Origin of the sequence: Flavobacterium sp. (assembly GCF_023151265.1) — a bacterium.
GTDB lineage: Bacteria > Bacteroidota > Bacteroidia > Flavobacteriales > Flavobacteriaceae > Flavobacterium.
Genome location: NZ_JAKLJH010000018.1, coordinates 1 through 25255, shown reverse-complemented (window position 1 = coordinate 25255; position 25255 = coordinate 1). Strand labels below are relative to the sequence as shown.

Annotated in this window: 18 protein-coding genes and 1 pseudogene; all 19 read left to right on the top strand. The window is 33.1% G+C overall.

Annotated elements, in window-relative coordinates; all coding sequences use genetic code 11:
- Positions 1-299, top strand: a 299-nt coding sequence (locus L6Q46_RS03100; protein WP_291283067.1) for a cytochrome c, incomplete at its 5' end; no start/stop codon positions are given.
- Positions 300-326: 27 nt separating this feature from the next.
- Positions 327-1841 (top strand): quinol:cytochrome C oxidoreductase, encoded by a 1515-nt coding sequence (locus L6Q46_RS03095; protein ID WP_291283066.1) that lies wholly within the window; start codon positions 327-329, stop codon positions 1839-1841.
- Positions 1842-1860: 19 nt separating this feature from the next.
- A complete protein-coding gene (locus tag L6Q46_RS03090) occupies positions 1861-3021 on the top strand; it encodes a cytochrome c oxidase subunit II (RefSeq protein ID WP_291283065.1) in 1161 nt (386 codons plus the stop codon).
- A 31-nt stretch (positions 3022-3052) separates the two neighbouring features.
- Positions 3053-4819, top strand: a complete 1767-nt coding sequence (locus L6Q46_RS03085) for a cbb3-type cytochrome c oxidase subunit I (protein ID WP_291283064.1) — start codon at positions 3053-3055, stop codon at positions 4817-4819.
- Between the two features lie 75 nt (positions 4820-4894).
- On the top strand, positions 4895-5917 hold the full coding sequence (gene ruvB, locus L6Q46_RS03080) for a Holliday junction branch migration DNA helicase RuvB (RefSeq protein ID WP_291283063.1): 1023 nt from the start codon (positions 4895-4897) through the stop codon (positions 5915-5917).
- A 52-nt stretch (positions 5918-5969) separates the two neighbouring features.
- On the top strand, positions 5970-6323 hold the full coding sequence (locus tag L6Q46_RS03075) for a four helix bundle protein (protein ID WP_291283062.1): 354 nt from the start codon (positions 5970-5972) through the stop codon (positions 6321-6323).
- Between the two features lie 15 nt (positions 6324-6338).
- Positions 6339-7256: a tRNA epoxyqueuosine(34) reductase QueG gene (queG, locus tag L6Q46_RS03070; RefSeq protein ID WP_291283069.1), complete on the top strand. Its 918-nt coding sequence runs from the start codon at positions 6339-6341 to the stop codon at positions 7254-7256.
- An 89-nt stretch (positions 7257-7345) separates the two neighbouring features.
- Entirely contained in the window at positions 7346-8227 is an 882-nt protein-coding gene (locus L6Q46_RS03065) for a DUF808 family protein (protein WP_291283061.1), read from the top strand.
- Positions 8228-8335: 108 nt separating this feature from the next.
- Positions 8336-10618 (top strand): NADP-dependent malic enzyme, encoded by a 2283-nt coding sequence (locus L6Q46_RS03060; RefSeq protein WP_291283060.1) that lies wholly within the window; start codon positions 8336-8338, stop codon positions 10616-10618.
- 12 nt (positions 10619-10630) lie between these two features.
- A complete protein-coding gene (gene ruvA / locus L6Q46_RS03055) occupies positions 10631-11212 on the top strand; it encodes a Holliday junction branch migration protein RuvA (RefSeq protein WP_111566166.1) in 582 nt (193 codons plus the stop codon).
- A 63-nt stretch (positions 11213-11275) separates the two neighbouring features.
- On the top strand, positions 11276-18448 hold the full coding sequence (gene sprA, locus L6Q46_RS03050) for a cell surface protein SprA (protein WP_291283068.1): 7173 nt from the start codon (positions 11276-11278) through the stop codon (positions 18446-18448).
- 142 nt (positions 18449-18590) lie between these two features.
- Positions 18591-18971: a glycine cleavage system protein GcvH gene (gene gcvH, locus L6Q46_RS03045; protein WP_111566165.1), complete on the top strand. Its 381-nt coding sequence runs from the start codon at positions 18591-18593 to the stop codon at positions 18969-18971.
- Complete coding sequence (locus L6Q46_RS14005) at positions 18940-19332, top strand: VanZ family protein (RefSeq protein ID WP_363315835.1); 393 nt, start codon at positions 18940-18942, stop codon at positions 19330-19332. Before gcvH ends, L6Q46_RS14005 begins: the two co-directional genes overlap by 32 nt.
- Before the next feature lie 44 nt (positions 19333-19376).
- Positions 19377-20114: an energy transducer TonB gene (locus L6Q46_RS03040; protein WP_291283059.1), complete on the top strand. Its 738-nt coding sequence runs from the start codon at positions 19377-19379 to the stop codon at positions 20112-20114.
- A 91-nt stretch (positions 20115-20205) separates the two neighbouring features.
- Complete coding sequence (locus tag L6Q46_RS03035; protein WP_291283058.1) at positions 20206-20958, top strand: energy transducer TonB; 753 nt, start codon at positions 20206-20208, stop codon at positions 20956-20958.
- A gap of 74 nt (positions 20959-21032) precedes the next feature.
- Positions 21033-21776 (top strand): deoxyribose-phosphate aldolase, encoded by a 744-nt coding sequence (deoC, locus tag L6Q46_RS03030; protein ID WP_291283057.1) that lies wholly within the window; start codon positions 21033-21035, stop codon positions 21774-21776.
- A 10-nt stretch (positions 21777-21786) separates the two neighbouring features.
- Positions 21787-23892, top strand: a complete 2106-nt coding sequence (locus L6Q46_RS03025; RefSeq protein WP_291283056.1) for a gliding motility protein RemB — start codon at positions 21787-21789, stop codon at positions 23890-23892.
- Between the two features lie 90 nt (positions 23893-23982).
- Positions 23983-24885, top strand: coding sequence for a heme o synthase (gene cyoE, locus L6Q46_RS03020; protein WP_291283055.1), 903 nt, complete (start codon positions 23983-23985; stop codon positions 24883-24885).
- Positions 24886-24887: 2 nt separating this feature from the next.
- Positions 24888-25255, top strand: a pseudogene (locus L6Q46_RS03015) (heme-copper oxidase subunit III); the annotation flags it as partial.

The window sequence follows — 25255 nt, the reverse complement described above, 5'->3', positions numbered from 1 at the left end:
AAGCAACTTTAAAATCTCCATTAGATTCTACAGCTATCAATCCTGATAAAGCTAAAGAATTATACACTGTTTATTGTGCAATTTGTCACGGAGAAAAAGGTGATGGAAAAGGAAACTTAGTAGTTAAAGAAAAATTCCTTGGAGTACCAAGTTATAAAGATAGAGAAATTACAGACGGAAGTATTTTTCACGTAGTTACTTATGGATTAAACTCTATGGGTTCTCATGCTAACCAATTGTCTCAAGAAGAACGTTGGGTAGTTGCAGACTACGTTTTAAAATTAAAAGCTGGATTATAATAGTAAAACTTTTTGAAAATAATAGATATGTACACGTTTTCAAGTAAATTAAAAACTTTTTCATTCGTCCTAATGATTTTAGGTGCAATTGGTATTGGAATTGGTTTCATGGCAGCTCCTAAAACGATTGAGGATGTAGAAAAATTATTAGCAGATAGTCATCATGGTCATGAAGCTGCTCATGTAGAGAAAGTTGCTCCACATGCTGAAGAAGCTCATGTTGTAGCAGATACAGTAAAAGCTGCTGTTGCTCATGTAGCAGATTCAACACATGCAGAAGCTCACACCACTACAGTTGATTCTACTGCACATGCTGTAGATACTGCTGCTGTTGTAGCTGTTGCAGAAGCTCCTGCGCATGCAGACAATCATGATGCACACACTAAAGCAGACGCTCATTCTCACGATGATCATAAAGCACATTTAGAACATGTATTGCACCAATTACAAAATAAGCCATGGGCTGCTTTGTACGTGGCTTGTATTTTCTTTATGTTAATTTCAGTTGGAGTTTTAGCTTTTTATGCTATTCAATATGCGGCTCAAGCAGGTTGGTCTCCAATCTTATTTAGAGTAATGGAAGGTATTACTGCGTATTTATTACCTGGTTCTATTATTTTCTTCGTATTGTTAGTTGCTGCTGGAATGCACTGGGGACATAACCATTTATTTGTATGGATGGATCCTGAAGTAGTAAATCCAGAATCTGCTAAATTTGATAAATTAATTTTCCTTAAAAAAGGATGGTTAAACGTTGGAAGATTCTTAGGAACTGCAGCTATCATCTTAATTGTTTGGAATTATGTACGTTTCAAATTTGTAAAAAATTCTATTGCTCAAGATAGTGCTGAAGACAATGCTCCTTATAAGAGAAATTTCAAATTAGCTGCTTTCTTCTTAGTATTCTTCATCGTTTCTGAGTCTATCATGTCTTGGGATTGGATTATGTCTGTTGACCCACACTGGTACAGTACATTATTTGGATGGTATGTATTTGCAAGTTTCTTCGTAAGCGGAATTACTGTTATTGCAATGATTACTTTATACTTAAAATCTAAAGGTTATTTAGAGCATGTAAATACAAGTCACATTCACGATTTAGCTAAATTTATGTTTGGTATCAGTATTTTCTGGACATACTTATGGTTCTCTCAATTCATGTTGATTTGGTATTCAAATATCCCAGAAGAGGTTACATATTTCGTAACTCGTATCGAACACTACAAATTACCTTTCTTCGGAATGTTAGCTTTAAACTTCATTTTCCCATTGTTAATCTTAATCAATACAGATTTCAAACGTTTAACTTGGATTGTAGTTATGGCAGGTATCGTAATATTATTTGGACACTATATTGATTTCTTCAATATGATTATGCCTGCAACAGTTGGTGATCAATGGTTTATTGGTATTCCTGAAATTGGAGCTTTAATGTTCTTCTTAGGTTTATTTATCTTCGTTGTATTTACAGCTTTAACTAAGGCTCCATTAGTTCCAAAAGGAAATCCTTTAATTGAGGAAAGTAAACATTTTCATTATTAATAGTTAAAAAGAAATAAAAATGACAAGTTTCTTGGTATTTATAATTTTAGTTCTAGTCGGTATTGCAGTTTGGCAATTAACTAAAATTTTTGATTTAACCCAAATTGGCGGTTCTTCTAATAATGACGAAATTGCTAATGACAGAGATAATAGTGTTAATGGTTACTTAATGTTTGCCTTTGTTGGTTTCATTTATGTGTTCACTATTTATTCATTATATGCTTGGGGTGACTTAGTATTAGGTACTCCTGCTTCTGAGCATGGTAAAGATGTAGATAATTTAATGGCTATTTCTATGGCATTAATTTTCTTCGTACAAACTATCACGCAGTTCTTATTGCACTACTTTGCTTTTAAATATAGAGGTAAAGAAGGTCAAAAAGCATTATACTTCGCAGATAACAACAAGTTAGAAGCTATTTGGACAATTATTCCAGTTATCGTTTTAGCAGGTTTAATTATGTACGGTTTATATACTTGGAACGACATTATGTTTGTTGACAAAGAAGATGAACAAGATGCTATTGTTATCGAATTATATGCTAAACAATTTGGTTGGGAAGCACGTTATGCTGGTGATGATAAAACACTAGGTAAAGCAAACGTAAGATTAATCGAAGGTATCAACACTTTAGGAGTTGATTTAGCTGATCCAGCTGCTCAAGATGATAAAGTAGTTACTGAATTACATTTACCAGTAGGAAAAAGAGTAATTTTTAAAATGCGTTCTCAAGACGTTTTACACTCAGCTTATATGCCTCATTTTAGAGCGCAAATGAACTGTGTTCCTGGTATGATTACTCAGTTTTCATTTACTCCAACAGTTACAACTGCTGATATGAGATCTGATGAAGCTATAATGGCTAAAGTTGATAAAATCAACAAAATCAGAACTAAAAATAGTAAGAAAATTGTTGCTGAAGGTGGTGTAGCTTTAGACCCTTATACATTTGATTATTTATTATTATGTAATAAAATTTGTGGTGCATCTCACTACAATATGCAAATGAAAATTGTAGTTGATACACCTGCTGATTTCAAAAAATGGTTAACAGAAAAGCCTACATTAGCACAACAATGGAAAGAAGCTAATGCTCCTGCACCTGCAGTTGCTCCAGCAGAAGCTACTAATGCAGTAGCGGTAGATTCAACTAAAGTTGTAGCTCAAGTTATTAAATAAGTTATTTTATATTAAATATAATAGAATTAGTATGTCACACGATCACGGTCATCATAAAGAAACTTTCATAACTAAATATATTTTTAGTTTGGATCACAAAATGATAGCGAAGCAATACCTTATTTCAGGTTTATTGATGGGTATTGTTGGAGTTGTTTTATCTTTATTCTTCCGTATGCAAATTGCATGGCCTGAAGAATCTTTCGAAATTTTCAAAGTATTCTTAGGAGATAATTTCGCACCAGATGGAGTAATGCGTAACGATATTTACCTTGCTTTGGTAACTATTCACGGAACAATCATGGTATTCTTTGTACTTACCGCTGGTTTGAGTGGTACATTTAGTAACTTGTTAATTCCATTACAAATTGGAGCACGTGATATGGCTTCAGGATTTATGAACATGCTTTCTTTCTGGATGTTCTTCATTTCTTGTGTTATTATGATTGCTTCTTTATTCGTAGAATCAGGACCAGCATCTGCAGGTTGGACAATTTATCCTCCATTAAGTGCCTTACCACAAGCTATTCCTGGATCAGGTTTAGGTATGACTTTATGGTTGGCTTCTATGGCTATTTTCATTGCTTCTTCATTAATGGGATCTTTGAATTATGTAGTTACAGTAATCAACTTAAGAACAAAAGGAATGACTATGACAAGATTGCCTTTAACAGTTTGGGCTTTCTTCGTAACAGCTATTATTGGTATTGTATCTTTCCCAGTATTATTCTCTGCGGCTTTATTATTAATTTTCGATAGAAGTTTTGGAACATCATTCTTCTTGTCAGATATTTTCATTCAAGGTGAAGTTTTACATTACCAAGGAGGTTCTCCAGTATTATTTGAACACTTATTCTGGTTCTTAGGTCACCCTGAAGTTTACATCGTATTATTGCCAGCTTTAGGTATTACTTCTGAAATTATTGCTACCAACTCTAGAAAACCAATTTTTGGTTACCGTGCAATGATTGCTTCTATCTTAGCAATTGCATTCTTATCAACTATTGTTTGGGGTCACCACATGTTTATTTCAGGTATGAATCCTTTCTTAGGTTCGGTATTTACCTTTACAACATTATTAATTGCAATTCCATCGGCTGTAAAAGCATTCAACTACATTACAACACTTTGGAAAGGTAACTTACAATTAAATCCTGCAATGTTATTCTCTATCGGATTAGTATCTACTTTCATTACTGGAGGTTTAACAGGTATTATTCTTGGAGATTCAACTTTAGATATTAACGTTCACGATACATATTTCGTAGTAGCTCACTTCCACTTAGTAATGGGTATCTCTGCACTTTACGGATTCTTTGCTGGTGTTTACCACTGGTTCCCTAAAATGTTTGGTAGAATGATGAATAAAAACTTAGGTTACGTTCACTTCTGGGTAACTGCTATTTGTGCTTACGGAGTTTTCTTCCCAATGCACTTTATTGGAATGGCTGGTTTACCAAGACGTTACTACACAAACTCAGCTTTCCCATTATTTGATGAATTAGCAGACGTAAACGTTTTAATTACGATGTTTGCAATCGTAGGAGCAGCATTCCAAATCGTATTCTTCTGGAATTTCTTCTATAGCATTTTCTACGGTAAGAAAGCAACTCAAAACCCATGGAGATCTAATACTTTAGAATGGACTACACCAGTTGAGCATATTCACGGAAACTGGCCTGGAGAAATTCCTGAAGTACACAGATGGCCTTATGATTACAGTAAACCAGGTCACGATGAAGACTTCGTTACCCAAGTTACACCAATGAAAGAAGGAGAAGAAGTTTTGCATCATTAAGATTTTTTCCACAATCATACAAACCTCTCCAATCGGAGAGGTTTTTGTTTTATAACTTTACTTATCTTTGCTTTTATGAATGATAATTTGAATCCCAATAAAGAATCCTATTCTCCGCAAGATATTGATATCGAAAAGGCATTGCGCCCACTAAGCTTCGATGATTTTTCTGGACAAGAACAAGTATTAGAAAATCTAATTGTTTTTGTACAAGCAGCTAATTTGCGAAAAGAAGCGTTAGATCATACTTTGTTTCATGGACCTCCAGGTTTAGGTAAAACTACGTTGGCGAATATCTTAGCTAATGAGTTGGGAGTTGGAATCAAAATCACTTCTGGACCAGTTTTAGATAAACCAGGAGATTTAGCTGGATTACTAACGAATCTTGAAGAGCGAGATGTTTTATTCATTGATGAAATTCATCGTTTAAGTCCAATTGTAGAAGAATATCTGTATTCTGCGATGGAAGATTTCAAGATTGATATCATGATTGAATCAGGTCCAAATGCTAGAACGGTTCAAATCAATTTGAATCCATTTACTTTAGTTGGAGCTACCACTCGTTCTGGATTATTAACGGCACCAATGCGTGCTCGTTTCGGAATTCAAAGTCGTTTACAATATTACAATACCGAATTATTAACCACAATTGTCCAACGTAGTTCATCGATTTTAAAGATGCCAATTACAATGGAAGCCGCTATTGAAATAGCAGGTAGAAGTAGAGGAACACCTCGTATTGCTAATGCTTTATTGCGTCGTGTGCGAGATTTTGCTCAAATCAAAGGAAATGGGAAAATCGATATTGAAATCGCAAAATTCGCCTTGAAAGCGTTAAATGTGGATGCTCACGGATTAGATGAAATGGATAATAAAATTCTATCTACAATTATCGATAAATTCAAAGGCGGACCTGTAGGATTAACCACACTAGCAACCGCAGTTTCCGAAAGTGGTGAAACCATTGAAGAAGTATACGAACCTTTTTTAATTCAAGAAGGTTTCATCATGCGAACGCCTCGCGGAAGAGAAGTTACCGAAAAAGCGTACAAGCATTTAGGGAAAATTAAAAACAATATTCAAGGAGGCCTTTTTTAATGACGGTTGATGGGTGTTTGATGATGGATGTTTCAAATTTTTAAGTAAAAATATGAGTTTCAAGTTTGAAAAATTAATTATTTGGCAATTAGCAATGGATTTTGGTGAAGAAATTAATACTATAGCTAATTCTTTTCCCCAAACGGAACGTTATAATTTGTCTTCTCAAATTTCAAGAGCTGTTGACTCAATAGCATTAAATATTTCTGAAGGCTCTGTTGAGCAAACTATTCCTGAATTTAAGCGATTTCTAAATTATTCTATTCGTTCAATCGCTGAAGTTGTAACGTGTTTGCATAAAGCTAAAAGAAGAAATTACATAACTCAAGAACAATTTGATTACTTGTATGCTAAGTCATTCGAATTGATGAATAGAACTTTGGCTTTTAAAACACAATTAAAATAAGTGATTCAGTCATCCATCATCCATCATCAGACATCCATCATCAAACAAGAAGCCCAACGCCTCGGCTTTTTGTCTTGCGGTATTTCCAAAGCTGGTTTTCTAGAAGAAGAAGCTCCAAGACTAGAAAATTGGTTAAATAATAACATGAACGGTCAAATGAGTTATATGGAAAACCATTTTGACAAACGTTTGAATCCAACTTTATTGGTAGATGATGCTAAAAGTATCATTTCTTTATTGTTGAATTACTATCCTTCCGAACTTCAAAATCAGGATTCGTATAAAATTTCAAAATACGCTTACGGACAAGATTATCATCACGTCATAAAAGAAAAATTAAAGGAATTATTACATTTCATTCAAACTGAAATTGGAGAAGTTTCAGGAAGAGCTTTTGTCGATTCGGCACCCGTTTTGGATAAAGCTTGGGCGGCAAAAAGTGGTTTGGGTTGGGTTGGAAAAAATAGTAATCTCATTACACAAAAAGTAGGTTCGTTTTATTTTATTGCTGAATTAATTATTGATTTGGAATTAGAATATGATGCACCAACAACCGACCACTGTGGAAGTTGTACCGCTTGCTTAGACGCTTGTCCTACAGAAGCTATTGTAGCGCCTTATGTGGTAGATGGAAGTAAATGTATTTCGTATTTCACTATCGAATTGAAAGACAATTTACCGCAAGAAATGAAAGGCAAATTTGATGATTGGATGTTTGGTTGCGATGTTTGCCAAGATGTTTGTCCTTGGAATCGTTTTTCAAAACCAAATAATGAACCGCTTTTTCAAACGAATAAGGAGATTTTAAATTTCTCAAAATCGGATTGGGAAGAAATTACAGTAGATACTTTTCAAAAGGTATTTAAAAATTCAGCTGTAAAAAGAACTAAATATGAAGGCTTGCTTCGTAATATCAATTTCCTGAAGAAATAAAATGATATAGTGTTTTTCAGACAAAAAATATTTTCAATTTCAAAACTTTACTGTAGTTTTGAGAGTTATTAAAAAGAAAAAATAAAATTATGGCATCAGGATTTTTCGCAATCTTAGACGATATCGCTGCATTGATGGACGATGTAGCAATGACTAGTAAATTAGCAACCAAAAAAACAGCTGGAATTTTAGGAGACGACTTAGCAGTTAATGCCGAAAAAGCAACGGGCTTTTTAGCTTCAAGAGAAATTCCAGTGTTGTGGGCAATTACAAAAGGTTCGTTTATCAATAAATTGATTATTCTTCCAGTTGTTTTTGTTTTGAATTGGTTATATCCACCAGCTATTAAAGCCGCTTTAATCATTGGAGGAGTTTATTTAGCTTATGAAGGAGTAGAAAAAATTATCGAATACTTTTTGCATCGTGCTAAAAAAGGAGAAGAAGTTATAGAAGAAAGTAAGTTGGAAGAAACAGATGAAAATTCGGAAAAGGCAAAAGTAAGTTCGGCTATTAAAACTGATTTTATTCTTTCGCTTGAAATTGTCATCATCGCTTTAGGAACCGCAATGGAAAAACAACACGAATTAATTACGCAAATTCTAAGTGTAACTTTCGTTGCAATTATTGCAACCGTTGGAGTTTACGGAATCGTAGCTTTAATTGTGCGTATGGACGATGCTGGTTTTTATTTAATGAGAAAAGGTAATGAAAAAGGATTTTTATCTTCTTTAGGCGGTGTTTTGATTAAAGCATTACCACTTGTTATTAAATTTCTTGCTTTTGTTGGGACTATCGCACTTATATTAGTTTCAGGAGGTATTTTTCTTCACAATATTGAATATATACATCACTTAATTCCACATAGTATTCCATCAACAGTGGCTGAATTTGGTGTCGGAATCGCATTTGGATTGGTAGCAGTTTTGTTGATGACGGGGTTTAAGAAGGTGAAGGGATTGGTGAAAAAGTAACTGTTTTTTTATTGTTTTTCAGTAAAACTTTTTTTCAAAAGAATGTAAAAATAATTTCTCATTTTATACGTATACCCTTATATTTGTAAGTTAGTAAAATAAAAAACCATGCATAAAGATAGTAAACGTAGAGAAGCCTTATTATATCACGCAAAACCAACACCTGGAAAAATTCAGGTAGTTCCAACCAAAAAATATGCAACTCAAAGAGATTTAGCATTAGCGTATTCTCCAGGAGTAGCAGAACCTTGTTTAGAAATTGAAAAAGACGTTAACAACGTTTATAAATATACCGCAAAAGGAAATTTAGTCGCTGTAATATCAAACGGAACCGCAGTTTTAGGTTTAGGAGATATTGGTCCAGAAGCTTCAAAACCTGTAATGGAAGGAAAAGGTTTGTTGTTCAAAATCTTCGCAGATATTGATGTATTCGATATCGAAGTTGGAACAAAAGACATCGAAGAATTCATTGCAACGGTAAAAAATATCGCTCCAACTTTCGGAGGAATTAACCTAGAAGACATTAAAGCGCCAGAATCTTTCGAAATTGAAAGACGTTTGGTAGAGGAATTGAATATTCCAGTAATGCACGATGACCAACACGGAACTGCTATTATTTCATCAGCCGCTTTATTGAACGCTGTTGAGTTAGCAGGAAAGAAAATGGAAGAAGTGAAAATGGTCATTTCTGGAGCAGGTTCGGCAGCGATTGCATGTGCTAATTTATATGTTGCTTTCGGTGTGAAACCTGAAAATGTTGTAATGTTCAACAGTAAAGGAGCCTTAAGAAAAGACGACCCAAGAGTTACTGACATGCAACGTCGTTATGCAACGGATAAACATTATGACGATTTAGCTCACGCTATGAAAGGTGCTGATGTATTCATCGGATTGTCTTCGGGAGATATTGTAACTCCAGAAATGTTGTTAGGAATGGCAGATAATCCAATCGTTTTTGCGATGGCAAATCCTACTCCAGAAATCAATTATAATTTAGCTATCGATACGCGTAAAGATATCATTATGGCAACAGGCCGTTCTGATCATCCTAACCAAGTGAATAATGTATTAGGTTTTCCATTTATTTTTAGAGGTGCTTTAGATGTTAGAGCTACAAAAATTAATGAGGAAATGAAGAAAGCAGCTGTTATCGCTTTAGCGGAATTAGCAAAAGAATCGGTTCCAGAACAAGTAAATATTGCTTATGGCGAAACCAAATTAACGTTTGGTCGCGATTATATCATTCCAAAACCTTTTGATCCAAGATTAATTGCTGCAGTTCCGCCAGCCGTAGCAAAAGCTGCTATGGAATCTGGTGTGGCAACAGCTCCAATTACCGATTGGGAAAAATACAAAGACGAATTATTAGAACGAATGGGTTCTGATAATAAAATGATTCGTCTATTAACCAATAGAGCAAGAACGAATCCAAAGCGTATCATTTTTGCGGAAGCAGATCAAATAGATGTGTTAAAAGCAGCTCAAATTGTTCATGAAGAAGGTATTGGTTTCCCAATTTTATTAGGAAATTTAGAAACCATTAAAGAATTAAAAGCTGAAATTGGTTTTGATATCGAAGTGCCAATTTTTGACCCAAAAACAAAAGAATCTGAAGCTAAAAGATTAGAATATGCGAAGCATTTTTGGGAAACCAGAAAACGCAAAGGAATCACGTTATTAGATGCGGAAAAATGGATGCGAGAGCGTAACTATTTTGGCTTAATGATGGTAAATACAGGCGAAGCTGATGCTATGGTAACAGGATATTCTAGAAGTTATCCAACAACTATCAAGCCTGTAATGCAATTGATTGATAAAGCGCCAGGTGTTTCTAAAATTGCCACTACGAATATGATGATGACGGCAAGAGGCCCAATTTTCTTGTCGGATACCGCAATTAACCCTAATCCTTCGGCTGATGATTTAGCTAGAATTGCCTTAATGACAGCTAAAACAGTAAGAATGTTCGGAATGGAGCCAGTAATTGCAATGGTTTCGTATTCTAATTTTGGATCATCGCACAATGAAGGACCAAGTAAAATAAGTCAAGCAGTTGCGTATCTTCATGAAAATTTTCCTGATTTAATTGTAGATGGAGAGATTCAAACCGACTTTGCGTTGAACTCAGAAATGCTAAAAAGTAAGTTCCCATTTTCAAAATTGGTAAATAAAAAAGTGAATACACTTATTTTTCCTAACTTAGATGCTGCAAATATTACTTACAAATTATTGAAAGAGTTAAATAAAGCCGAATCTATTGGTCCAATTATATTAGGATTAGACAAGCCAGTTCACGTATTTCAATTAGGTGCTAGTGTTGAAGAAATGGTAAATATGGCAGCAGTTGCTGTTGTAGATGCTCAAGAAAAAAGTAGAAAACAAAACAAATAAGAATACCATTATATGATAGCTCATATTCAAGGAAGATTAGTTGAAAAAACACCTACCGAAGTTGTAATTGATTGCAATGGTGTGGGCTATCATATTAATATTTCATTACACACTTTTTCATTAATTCCAGATTCTGAGAGTTTGAAATTATATACGTTTCTTCAAGTTAAAGAAGATTCGCATAGTTTGTTTGGATTTGTTGAAAAACAAGAAAGAGAACTTTTTAAGTTATTGCTTTCGGTTTCAGGTGTGGGTGCAAGTACAGCTAGAACCATGTTGTCATCTTTAGCGCCAGCCCAGATTATTCAGGCTATTGCGGCAAATGATGTTGCAACCATTCAATCGATGAAGGGAATTGGAGCTAAAACAGCCCAACGAATTATCCTAGATTTGAAAGAAAAAGTGTTAAAAGTGTACAATTTAGATGAAGTTTCGGTCATTGAAAGCAATACAAATAAAGATGAAGCGTTATCTGCTTTAGAAGTTTTAGGATTTGCAAGAAAAGCAGCCGAAAAAGTAATCGATAAAATTATAAGAGAAACCCCAAATGCCTCTGTAGAAAACTTAATAAAACAAGCTTTAAAAAATTTATAAAACTTGAAAAACATTAACATAAAGGCGGTAAATAAATTACAATATAGTCTTGCATTATTATGTATCTTTTTTTCTTTTTCGTTACAAGCACAAGTTGACGAAGAAGAGAAAGATACTATTAAAACTGGCGTTGATTTAGGTAAGTTAAGTATGCCTAATCCTGTGAGTATTTTAGATAGATATGTTTACGACCCAGCTTCTGATCGTTATATTTATACGAGTTCTGTAGATGGTTTTAATATTAGGTATCCTATGATACTTACACCAAAACAGTATCAAGAGCTTGTATTACGTGAGCAAATGCGAAAATACTACCAAGAGAAATCGGCAGCAATGGATGGTAAAAAAGCAGGTTCTGAAGAAGCCAAAAAAGATTTATTACCAAGATATTATGTAAATTCTAAATTTTTTGAATCTATTTTTGGTAGTAATACAATTGATGTAAAACCTACTGGTTCTGTAGAATTAGACTTAGGAGTTCGTTTTACAAAACAAGATAATCCTTCTTTCTCTCCTAGAAATAGAAAAACAACAAGTTTTGATTTTGATCAGCGAATTAGCGTTGGTTTACAAGGAAAAGTAGGAACGCGTTTAAACGTAAATGTAAATTACGATACACAATCTACTTTTGCATTTCAAAACCTTATTAAATTAGAATACACACCTACAGAAGATGATATTATTCAGAAAATAGAAGTGGGTAACGTAAGCTTTCCATTATCAAATTCTTTAGTAAGAGGTGCGCAAAGTTTATTTGGTGTTAAAGCACAATTACAATTTGGAAAAACAACTTTTACAGGAGTTTTCTCCGAACAAAAATCCCAAACAAAATCGGTAACAGCTCAAGGTGGAGGAACGCTTCAAGACTTTGAGGTTTTTGCATTAGATTACGATGCGGACCGTCATTATTTCTTATCGCAATATTTTAGAAATAACTATGATAAAGCTTTAGAAACATTTCCATATATTAATTCTCGTGTGCAAATTAATCGAATTGAGGTTTGGATAACAAATAAACAAAACAGAGTAAATACTACAGATAATAATCTTAGAAATATCGTAGCACTTCAAGATTTAGGAGAAGCGCCATTAACGGGAGTTTTACCTCAAGAAACGGTTCATATAGACTTAACTTCTCATCCAAATTTTTATAATGTTCCGGCTAACACACCTTCTAATAATGCCAATAATAAATATGATCCTAACAATATTGGAAGTAATTTTTTAAATAGTGCAATTAGAGATGTTTCTTTAGCTTCAAACGGCTTTAGCCCAACCATTGGTGCTGCTGAAGGAATTGATTTTGCAAAACTTGAAAACGCTAGAAAACTTACACCTTCAGAATTTACGTATCATCCTCAATTAGGATATATATCGTTAAATCAAAAGTTAGCTAACGATGAAGTTTTAGCGGTTTCTTATCAATATACAATTGGTAGTGATGTGTATCAAGTTGGAGAGTTTGGTACAGATGGTGTAGATGCAACAAACGTGGGTGGAACAGGAATTCCAAATTCTCAAGCCTTGGTGTTGAAATTATTAAAAAGTAATTTAACCATTAATGAGTATAAAATTGGTGGGGTAGATCCAAAATATACCATGCCAACTTGGAACTTGATGATGAAAAATATTTATCAAATTCCTGGAGGTTATCAATTGCAACAGGAAGATTTTAAATTAAATATTTTATACACAGATCCGTCACCTTTAAATTATATTACACAATCAGGTATTGATCCTTTGCCTGCAGATGTTGACCAAACGCCATTGTTAAAAGTATTCAATTTAGATCAATTAAATTATACAAATGATCCACAAGAAGGTGGAGATGGTTTTTTCGATTTTTATCCAGGTTTAACAGTTGATACCCAACGCGGGAAAATTATTTTCTTAAAAGTAGAACCTTTCGGAAGTCATTTATTTAACAAATTAGATGTTCCAGCTTTAGTGGAAAACTATGATGATCCATTAACGTATAATACCAATCAAACAAAATACGTTTTTAGAAGTTTATATAAAAACACACAAGCAGCAGCTTTACAAGAAAGTGCTAAGAATAAATTCCAATTAAAAGGACGCTTTAAGTCTATGGGTGGAGATGGAATTTCTATTGGAGCTTTCAATGTGCCTCAAGGTTCAGTTGTAGTAACGGCTGGAGGAAGAGTTTTAGTTGAAGGAGTTGATTATACAGTAAATTACCAAATGGGTAAAGTAAATATTCTAGACCCTTCGTTACAAGCATCTAATACTCCAATTGAAGTTTCTGTTGAAAATAATTCCGTTTTTGGACAACAAACAAGAAGATTTTGGGGTTTAAATGTAGAGCATAAATTTAACGACAAGTTTTTAATGGGAGCTACTATTTTAAACATGTCTGAACGACCATTTACAACCAAATCAAATTATGGTCAAGAATCAGTAAATAATACAATTTTCGGATTTAATACTAACTTTTCAACCGAAGTACCTTTCTTTACAAGATTAGTAAATAAACTACCTAATATTGACACTGATGTACCATCAAATTTATCATTCAGAGGAGAAATCGCATATCTGAAACCTGGTGCTTCAAAAGCGGATCAATTTAATGGAGAAGCTACAACTTATATAGATGATTTTGAGGGTTCTCAAACTACAATCGATATGCGTTCGCCACAAGCTTGGACACTGTCTAGTGTGCCGTTAGAAGGTAGTTTTGATGGAAATCCATCTGCATCTGAGCCAACTGTTAATGATTTGAGTGTAGGCTTTAAAAGAAGCAAGTTATCTTGGTATACAATTGACCCTGTTTTTTATACGCAAACACCAGCTGGTATTGATGATGACGATTTATCATTCAATAAATCAAGACGTGTTTTTAGTCGTGAATTGTATCCAGTTACAGATATTGCTCAAGGAGAAACTAATGTAATTTCTACACTCGATTTAAGTTATTACCCAAAAGATAGAGGAGCTTACAATTTTAATCCAAGTTTAAGTGCTACAAATCAGTTTTCCGATTTAGAAGCTCCAGATACTTGGGGAGGAATTATGCGTGCCATTAATTCAACTAATTTTGAACAGTCAAATGTTGAATACATTCAGTTTTGGGTGATGGATCCTTATTATGGAAATACAGGCGATGTTGCAGATCCAACTAATACAGGAAAATTAGTTTTCAATTTAGGAGAAATATCAGAAGATATATTGCCTGATGGAAGAAAATTATACGAAAACGGATTGCCAGAAGTAGGTTCAGCACAACCTACAATTAGTACGGCTTGGGGAGATGTTCCTGCTTCACAATCATTAATTTATGCATTTGATACAAACGAAGGCAATAGAGTCGTTCAAGATGCTGGTTTTGATGGGTTAACAGATGCTGAAGAAGCAGCCAAATTTGCAGATTTTGCGTCTTATCCTGACCCATCTGCAGATAATTATCGATTTTATTTAGAAACTACAGGAGATATCGTTACTCGATACAAAAATTATAATGGATTTGAAGGAAATTCACCGGTTTCAGTTACAAACGATAACAGAGGAAATACTACTTTTCCAGATGTAGAAGATGTAAATCGTGATAATACGATGAATACCATTAATGCATATTTTAAATTTGAAGTTGAACTTGAATCTTATCCACAAGGAGCAGTTCCAGTTGGACAAAAATATATTGCTGATTTTAGAGAAGTAAATACTGGTTTAGATTTGCCTAACGGTAGTGCTGGTAAAGCAAGATGGATTTTGTATAAAATTCCAATTAATGAATTCACCGATGCTAATAAAGTAGGTCCGATTTCTGATTTCCGTTCTATTCGTTTCATGAGAATGTATATGACAGGATTTAAAGATGAAATCACATTGCGTTTTGGAGCTTTAGATTTAGTAAGAGGAGAATGGAGACGTTATACAGGTAATTTTGATGAGTTAGACACTGATCCTGATGATGAAAATACTGGTTTTGATGTGGTTGCTTTAAATATTCAAGAAAACGGAAGAAGAAGTCCTATTAGATATGTAACACCGCCAGGAGTTGTTAGAGAACAGTTGTACAATAACAATACGGTAATCAATCAAAATGAGCAATCACTTTCTTTACGTGTTTATGATAAGTTAGGTGGAACTGCTAACGGTTTAGAAAATAATGATGCAAGAGCTGTTTTTAAAAATGTAAACGTAGATATGCGTCAGTTTAAAAAGCTACGTATGTTTTTACATGCTGAAGCTGTTCAAAATGGCGATTTAGATGACGATGAATTAATAGCTTTTATTCGTTTTGGAAATGATTTTACCGATAACTTCTATCAAGTAGAAATGCCTTTAAAGGTTACGCCTCATGGTGCATCAACTCCTGAAGAAGTATGGCCATTAGAAAACGAAATCGAATTACCACTAGATTTCTTAACTAAATTAAAGGTTTTAAATCTTCAAAATGATCCTGCAATTGATTACAGTGATCCTAGCGGAATTGGATTTATCGAAGAAGAAGATATTAAGATAGGTTCTTCAAAAAACAGATTAACATTAGGTATCAAAGGAAATCCTAATTTCGGATTGGTTCGTACCTTAATGATAGGTATTAAAAATAAGTCAGGAGATATTCAACGAGGAGAAGTTTGGTTTAACGAACTTCGTATGTCGGAAATGGACAATAAAGGTGGTTACGCTGCTGTTGCTAATTTAGATACTAACTTTGCTGATTTTGCTAATGTTTCTGCAACAACAAGAGTAAGTACTATTGGTTTTGGTTCTTTAGAACAGGGCCCAAATGAAAGAAGTAGAGAAGATGTTTTTCAATATGATATTGTAACTAATTTGAATTTAGGAAAGTTATTGCCAAAAAAATGGGGTATAAATCTACCATTTAACTATGCAGTAGGTGAAGAAACAATTACACCTAAGTTTGATCCTTTTTATCAAGATATCGAGTTAGATCAATTGCTAGATATAACATCAGATCCTGAGGATAGAGCAAATTATGAACAAAGAGCAATTGATTATACTAAGAGAACAAGTTTCAATTTAATTGGGGTTAAAAAAGAAAAAAATCCTGAGAAGAAATCACATTTTTATGATGTTGAAAATTTAACGTTGTCTTACTCATTAAACGAAACGGAACATCACGATTACGAAATTGAAAATTTAATCGACAAGCAAAACAGAACAACTGTTGATTATGCTTATGCTTTTAAGCCTAAAACAGTTGAGCCTTTTAAAAACACTAAAGTCTTAAAGAAAAGCGGCTATTACAAAATGTTGAGCGATTTTAATTTTAATTATTTGCCTACAAATGTTTCGTTTAGTTCAAATATAATTCGTCAGTTTAACAGACAGCGTTTCAGATTGGTCGATGTTCAAGGAATTGGTTTAGGAGATTTGTACAGAAGAAATTATTTCTTCAATTATACTTATGGTGTCAACTATAATTTGACTAAATCTCTTCGATTAAATTATACTGCTTCTTCAAATAATATTGTACGTAATTATTTAGATGAAAATAATTTACCAATAGATGGTTTAGATATTTGGGATGATTATTGGAATGTTGGAGAATCAAACCAGCACAATCAACAATTGGTGGTTAATTATGATTTGCCTATTAATAAAATTCCAATTTTTAGTTTTGTAAAATCTACATATTCATATACGGGTGATTATAACTGGCAGCGTGCTTCAGATGCTTTTTCTACAATTACAGGAGAAGATGGAAATGAATATGCTTTAGGTAATACAATCCAAAATGCAAATTCTCATAAGTTAAATACTATTTTGAATATGGATTTGTTTTACAAATACATCGGATTAACAAAAACAAAAAATAATAAGAAAAAGCCAGTTGCTAACAAGGATAAAAATGCTGTTCCAAAACCTGGACAGCAAATAACAGCACCTAAAAATAACATTTCTAATGAGCGAAGTGTTTTTATGAGTGGACTAATTGGAGTTGTGACTAGTGTTAAGAATATTCAAATTAATTATAACGAAAGTAACGGAACTGTTTTACCAGGATATTTGCCTGGACTAGGTTTCTTTGGTTCTTCAAAACCTACTTTAGGATTTGTTTTCGGAAGTCAATCAGATGTAAGATATGAAGCGGCTAGAAATGGATGGTTAACAACATTCCCAGAGTTTAACCAGAATTTTACCCAGGTGGAAAATAAAAAGATAGATTTTACTGCTAAAGTAGAATTGTTCCCTGATTTAACAATTGATTTGTCTGGAGACAGAACTTATGCTTATAATTACTCAGAACAATTTGATGTTACCTCAGGAGAATATAATTCAAGATCGCCTTATGATTTTGGAAATTTCAATATTTCAACAATTCTAATTCAAACAGCATTTTCACAAAGCGATGTAAATTTTTCTCAGTCTTTTCAAGATTTTAGAGATAATAGAATGGTCGTAGCAAATAGATTGGCAGAAAATTATTATAATGGAAACTCTTTTCTACGTGATGCTGATGGATATCCGTTAGGTTTTGGAAAAAATAGTCAGCAAGTGTTATTACCTGCTTTCTTGGCTGCTTATTCTGGGCAAGATGCAGAAAAAGTATCAACTGGAGTGTTTAGAAATATTCCTTTGCCTAACTGGACGCTTAAGTATACAGGTTTAATGAGATACAAATGGTTTAAAGATAATTTCAAACGTTTTTCTTTACAACATGGGTATAGAGCACATTACAATGTAAATGCGTTCCGTTCTAATTTAAATACTTCTCCAGTAGATGCAAATGGTAATTTCTTCGCTTCAAAAATTATTTCAAATGTTAATCTTGCAGAACAATTTAATCCGCTTATTAAAGTTGAATTTGAAATGAAAAATTCAATCAAAGTACTTGCCGAAATTAAAAAAGACAGAACTTTAAATATGAGTTTTGATAATAACTTATTAACTGAAGTTAGCGGAAATGAATATATAATAGGTTTAGGTTATCGTATAAAAGATGTTACTATAAATTCTGCACTTGCAGATAATGTGTCTGGAATAATAAAAAGTGACATTAATATTAAAGCGGATTTTGCTTTGAGAAAAAACAATACTATTGTGCGTTATTTAGATTATGATAACAATCAATTAGGAGGAGGGCAAGATTTATGGTCTATAAAATTAACAGCTGATTATTCGTTTAGTAAAAACTTAACAGCAATTTTCTTTTATGATCATCAATTTTCACAAGCGGTTATTTCAACTTCTTTCCCTATTACTAACATAAGAAGTGGATTTACATTACGATATAATTTTGGTAATTAATAAATTCTTAAAATAATAATTTTAGAAACAACCATTCAGAATGATTTTTTGAATGGTTGTTTTTTATGCAAAAAAATAACAAAAACCTTTTTTTCAATTCAATAAATACAATTACATTTGTACGTCAAAAAATTATAACCAAATGAATATACCAACTAATTTAAAATACACTAAAGATCACGAGTGGGTTTCAATTGAAGGAGATGTTGCAACAGTAGGAATTACTGATTTTGCTCAGAAAGAATTGGGTGATATCGTGTATGTAGAAGTAGAAACTTTAGATCAAACTTTAGATAAAGACGAAGTGTTTGGAACAGTAGAAGCTGTAAAAACAGTTTCTGATTTGTTTTTACCATTATCTGGAGAAATTATTGAATTCAACGATTCATTAGAATCAGATCCAGAAAAAGTAAATTCAGATCCTTACGGAGATGGTTGGATGGTAAAAGTGAAAATTTCCGATGCATCTGAAATAGATACACTTTTATCAAGTGAAGATTATAAAGCACTTATCGGAGCGTAATTTTTTATGGCTTGCTATTACTTGGACCGTTTTTATAACAGTAGCAAGTTTAGTAAGTTTTAGTTCGATTCCAAAAGTAAAAATTATTGGAAACGATAAAATAGTACACTTTTTGTTTTACTTAATTTTTGTCATTCTTTGGGGTTTAGCAAAGAAACAATCTTATTTTAAAATTAAATATGATTTGTTAATTGTTTTGATCGCAGTAGTGTATGGCATAATTATTGAGGTTTTGCAAGGTGTATTAACCGTAACCAGACAGGCAGATTTTTATGACGCACTAGCTAATTCGTTAGGCGCTTTTTTAGGATTTGTGTGTTTGTATTGTATGAAAAATAAAATTTTTAATAAATTTTTTTAAAACAGTTCTAATATTAGCTATATTAGCACCTCAAAATTAAAATTATGGAAGTAAAGAAAAATCCTAATGTAGATCCTAAAAGAAATAGCTCGCTATATTTTCTTGTTGGTCTTACAGCAGTTTTAATGTTAACCTATGTAAGCATTGAGTTAAAGTCAGAAGATCCAAGAGTTGAAGTAGAAAAATTGGAGATTGCAGACAATATGATGGGAGAAGAGGAAGAAGTTATTTTAACAATGCCTCCAGTGCAAAAATTACCACCACCACCACCACCTGCTCCAGAAGTAATTCAAATTGTAGATAACAAACAAGTTATTGAAGATAAAAAAATTGAAACTACTGAAGTAGATGAGAATAAACCGGTTGTTGTAACTCAAGCTTCTGCTTATGGAGAAGAAGGAGGAACTGCAGAGGAAGTTGATGAAGAAGTTCCATTTGCAGTAATCGAAGAAGTTCCTGTTTTTCCAGGTTGCGAAGGTGTTGCAAAAAACAAACGTTTAGAATGTTTTATGGAGCAAATGGCTAAGCATATCAAGAAAAACCAACAATACCCTGAAAGAGCAATGGAAGATAATATCCAAGGTAGAGTTTCTGTTCTTTTCGTTATTGATAAGGATGGAAGTATTACAAACGTTCAAGCTAGAGGGCCAAAAGGTGGAGAATTACTTGAAAAAGAAGCGATGAGAGTTATTTCTAAATTGCCTAAATTTAAACCTGGTATGCAAAGAGGTAAGCCTGTAAAAGTAAAATACAGTCAGCCAATTACTTTCAAATTACAATAATATCAAATCCCAACTTTTTAGTTGGGATTTTTTTTGGCATGTAAATTGTATAGATTAATTAACAAAGTGTTAACTATTAATCTATATAATCATGAAAGCAAATGTTGATTTCCCGAAAAGAGCTAAAAATAGCTTTATCTATTTTCAAGTTGGTTTAATTGCAACCATGTTGGTGGTGCTTTTTATTTTAGAATTTAATTTTAAAGATGTATCACGAACTGTTGGTTCAATACCTTCAACTGTTCCTATTTCTGAGCCAACATTTGTTTACAATCCTGCGCCAGTAACTAAACCTCAATCAGCAACAAAGCCTGTGGTGGTTAAAGTTCCTAAAGTAGCTCATGTTTTTAAATCTACTAAAGAAGAGCCAAAAAAAGAAGAGGATAAAGCGCTAATTGCTACTCAAGATAATCCTATAGATAACCCTAAAACAGATGTAACTCCTACAGATAATCCAAAAGATAATGGTGGAGGGAAAGTTGAGCCACCAACTGTTTTTTCTGTAGAACAATTGCCAATGTTTGAAGCTTGTAAAGGCTTAAGTAGAGCTGAACAAAAAGCTTGTTTTGATGAGCAATTAGCAAGAGCCATTGTAAAGCATTTAATTTATCCAGAGGATGATTTGGAAGACGGAAAACAAGGCGTTGCGCAAGTAGAGTTTGTAATCGATGAAAAAGGAGCTATTACAAATGTGAGAGCTTTAGATAACAAAAGAGCTACAATTGAGATGCAAAAAGCAGCTGAAAAAGCCGTGAAAAGAATCCCAAAATTAATTCCAGCAAAACAAGGGAATAATGCGGTGAGAATCAAATATTCAGTTCCAGTTGTGTTTAAAATTCGATAATAAAATAATATTGTGATAAAAAGTCCCATTTCGATGGGATTTTTTTATTTTTACACTTTGTAATTCTTTGTAAAATGAACATCAAGCAATATCTAGATTCAACATATCTTAAAACCGCAACCCAAGCTAACCTTTCTGAAAAAGAAAATACTGAAGTGGTAAAAAATTGTATTCAAGAAGCCATTGATAACGACTTCAAATTAATCATGATTAGACCAGATAAAGTTGTCTTGGCAAAAAAAATGATTCAAGATGCAAATTCAAAAGTTACTATTGGAACGGTTATCGATTTTCCTTTTGGAAACGGAACTTTAGAAGAAAAATTAGCAGAAGCTAAGCAAGCTATTGAAAACGGTGTTGATGATTTAGACTACGTAGTAGATTATGAAGCTTTCAAAAGAGGCGAAATTGATACTGTAAAAGAACAAGTTTTACAAGGTACAAAATTAGGGTTAGCTCATAACAAAATTGTAAAATGGATAATTGAAGTAGCGGCTTTAGATAATCATCAAATTGTACAATTATCGGCATTAATTAAGAACGTAGTAATAGCTAATTTTAGCGAAAAGGAATACGATAAGGTGTTTGTAAAATCATCAACAGGTTTTTATAAAACGCCAGAAGGTGTTCCTAACGGAGCAACTGTTTCTACAATAAAATTAATGTTAGAAAATTCTTGTCCATTACCAGTTAAGGCTGCTGGAGGAGTTAGAACCTATGAAGAGGCTGTTGAGATGATTCAATTAGGTGTAAAACGAATTGGTACATCGGCTGCAAAAGCAATTGCAACTGGCGAAACTTCAAATAGCGATTATTAAAAACAACATCATGAGAAAATTTTTTAGTTTAATTTTATTGGGTTTAAGTGGTGTAATTTTTGCTCAAAATTCGTCAAACGAACAATTTCCAAAGTTTCCTGATTGTATAAATGCAATAGGTAACCAACAAGAATCTTGTTTTTATAACACCCTTCAAAATTATTTTTATAATAACTATAAAGTGCCCCAAGAACTTCAAGAGCAAAATTATAAAGGAACAGTAATTGCAGTTTTTGAAGTAGATACTACAGGGACTTTTAAGGTTTTGTACACCGATGCTGCTCATGAATCTTTAAAGAAAGAATCTAACCGTGTTTTTGAATCTTTGCCAAAAATAACGCCAGCAACTTTTTCTGGTAGACCAACGTATGCAAAATTCTCAATCAAGATTGCTATTCCATTGGTTGCTCCAAATGTAAAAGAAGAAAACGAAGCAACTAAGTATGCAAAAACAAATACAATACTAATCGACAATAAAAAAGAATTGTCAGAATACGATGAAATTAAATATAAACCATTTGAAAATCCACAATTCAAGAGTTCGGGAGTTGTGCCATTTTCACATCAAAACTATGGTGTTTTTGATGCTTTGATGAATCAAGTGGGTACAAATAATCACACGGCTTCAAAGCCATATTCGTATGATGAAGTAGCAAAATATTATGATTTTGAAACCGCAAACAAATCCTTTTTAAAACAAAAAGAATCGTGTTGGGGAAGAAAATTGTGGAATGAAAACTTGGTTGCTATTCAAGGAGAAGATTATTGGTTTACTTTAAATCCAATTTTCGATTTTAGAATGGGTAAAGATACTGAAAGCGAAGCTTCTAATACCTTTGTAAACACAAGAGGTTTAATTGTAAATGGAGGTTTAGGTAAGCAGTTAACGTTTACAACTTCCATTTATGAAAGTCAAGGTCGATTTGCCGATTATTACAATGCTTATGCAGAAAGTATCAAGCCATCAGGTGGAAATCCAGCGATTATTCCAGGAATTGGTATTGCAAAACGATTCAAAGAAGATGCTTATGATTTTCCATTAGCTGAGGCAAATGTTAAATACCAACCTAGTAAAATGATTAACCTTCAATTAGGTTATGGGAGAAATTTCTTAGGTGATGGATATCGTTCATTGTTGCAAAGTGATGGAGCTAGTCCGTATCCGTATTTTAAAATTAATACTACTTTTTGGAAAATTAAATACACGAATACATATATGTGGCTAAAAGATGTTAGAGATTTAGCAACTGTTGATGGTACGTATGCTACGAAATACATGGCAAGTCATTATTTGAGTTGGAATGTAACCAAAAAATGGAATTTAGGTTTCTTTGAAAATGTAGTTTGGACAAATGCTAACGATAGAGGTTTTGATTTCAACTTTGTGAATCCATTAATTTTTTACAGAACAGTTGAATTTGGTTCGTCCTCTAAAACAGGAAATGCGTTATTAGGTTTAGCTACAAAATACAAATGGAATAACAGTATTAATTTCTATGGCCAATTCTTAATTGATGAATTTGCTATTGGCGATGTAAAAGAAAGTAATCAAAGTTGGAGAAATAAATTTGCGTACCAAATTGGTGCTAAATATTATGATGCTTTCAAAATAAAGAATTTATTACTTCAAGTGGAATATAATCAAGTGCGTCCTTATGTGTATTCACATAGTAATCCAATTACGAATTACGGTCACAACAATCAAAGTATGGGGCATTTATGGGGAGCTAATTTTAGAGAATTTGTAGCCATTGCGCGTTATTACAAAGGAAGATATTTTGCTGATGCGAAATTAATTTACGGTCAACGTGGTTTTGATTTCAATAACGGAACCGATAATTTTAACTACGGAGGAAATATCTATTTAGATTACGATGAAAATCGTCCTTATGATACAGGAGTTTCAATTGCACAAGGGAATAAAACAACCGTTATGATTGCGGATTTACAAGTAGGATATTTGGTAAATCCAGCCTATAACTTAAAGGTTTTCGGAAATGTGCTGTTTAGAAATTTTGATCCAACAGCAGAAACGGCATCAACTGTAAAATCAAACACCACTTGGTTTTCAATTGGACTAAGAAGCGATTTATTTAACTGGTATTTTGATTATTAATAGATTTAACTAATTTTCTAAATTCTAAATTCTAAATTCTAATTTTCATATCGTATCTTTGCGCGCAATTTCACAGCGAAAAACACTAAAGTGGACACGAATACACAACCTCAAATTAAAAAATCTCTTTACAAAGACTTTGTAGAAATTACAAAGGCGCGCTTGTCTATTAGTGTAGTGGTTTCTACCATTGCAGGATATTTGTTAGGTTTTAATGAGGAACAGCCTTTTCAATGGTTGGTTTTAGCACTATTAATAGTTGGAGGTTATTGTATGGTGGGCGCTTCCAATGTTTTCAATCAAATCATCGAAATTGAATTAGACGCCAAAATGGACCGAACTAAAAATCGTCCATTACCTTCTGGAAGAATCTCTAAACAAAATGCTTTTATTTTAGGTTGCGTTTTAACCATTTTAGGATTGGCTATTTTATACAATGTAAATCCTAAGACTGCTATGTTTGGCGCGATTTCGATTTTCATGTATGTGAGTTTGTATACGCCATTAAAAACAATGACACCTCTATCTGTTTTTGTTGGAGCTTTCCCAGGTGCTATTCCTTTTATGTTAGGTTGGGTTGCTGCAACAGGTCATTTTGGAATTGAAGCAGGAACTTTATTTATTATTCAATTCTTTTGGCAATTTCCACATTTTTGGGCAATCGGTTGGTTTTTATATGACGATTACAAAAAAGCAGGTTTCTTTATGTTGCCAACAGGTGAGCGCGATAAAAAAACAGCACTTCAAACCATTTTGTACACAATTTGGATGATTTTAGCCTCGATAATTCCAGCTTTCGGATTTACTGGAAACTTGATTTTATCTAAAACTGCAGCGGCAATCGTTTTCTTGTTAGGATTATGGATGTTGTTTTATGCGGTACAATTACACAAACAAATGGATGCAAAAGCAGCAAGAAAATTAATGATAGTAAGTGTTTCTTATATTTCTTTGTTGCAAATAATATATGTTATAGATAAATTTTTACGATAGTTATGGAAAATAGAATGACTTTGGAAGAAGAACAAGCTCGCAAAGGCAGAACCTACAAAATGCTACTTTGGTTTGGTATGATTAGTATTTGTATGATTTTTGCTGGACTAACAAGTGGATTTATTGTGAGTAAAAAGAGGCCGGATTGGGTTGCGGATTTCAATATGCCAAATTCCCTTGTAATCAGTACAATTCTAATTTTAATTAGTAGTATCACTTTTTATTTTGCAAAAAAAGCCATTAAAACTGGTTTAAATTCAAAAGGAATGTTTTTTTTAATTTTGACTCTTGTTTTAGGTTTTTCATTTGTATTTTTTCAGTTTAATGGATTCTCAGAGTTATACAAAATGCAATTAGTTCCAACTGGACC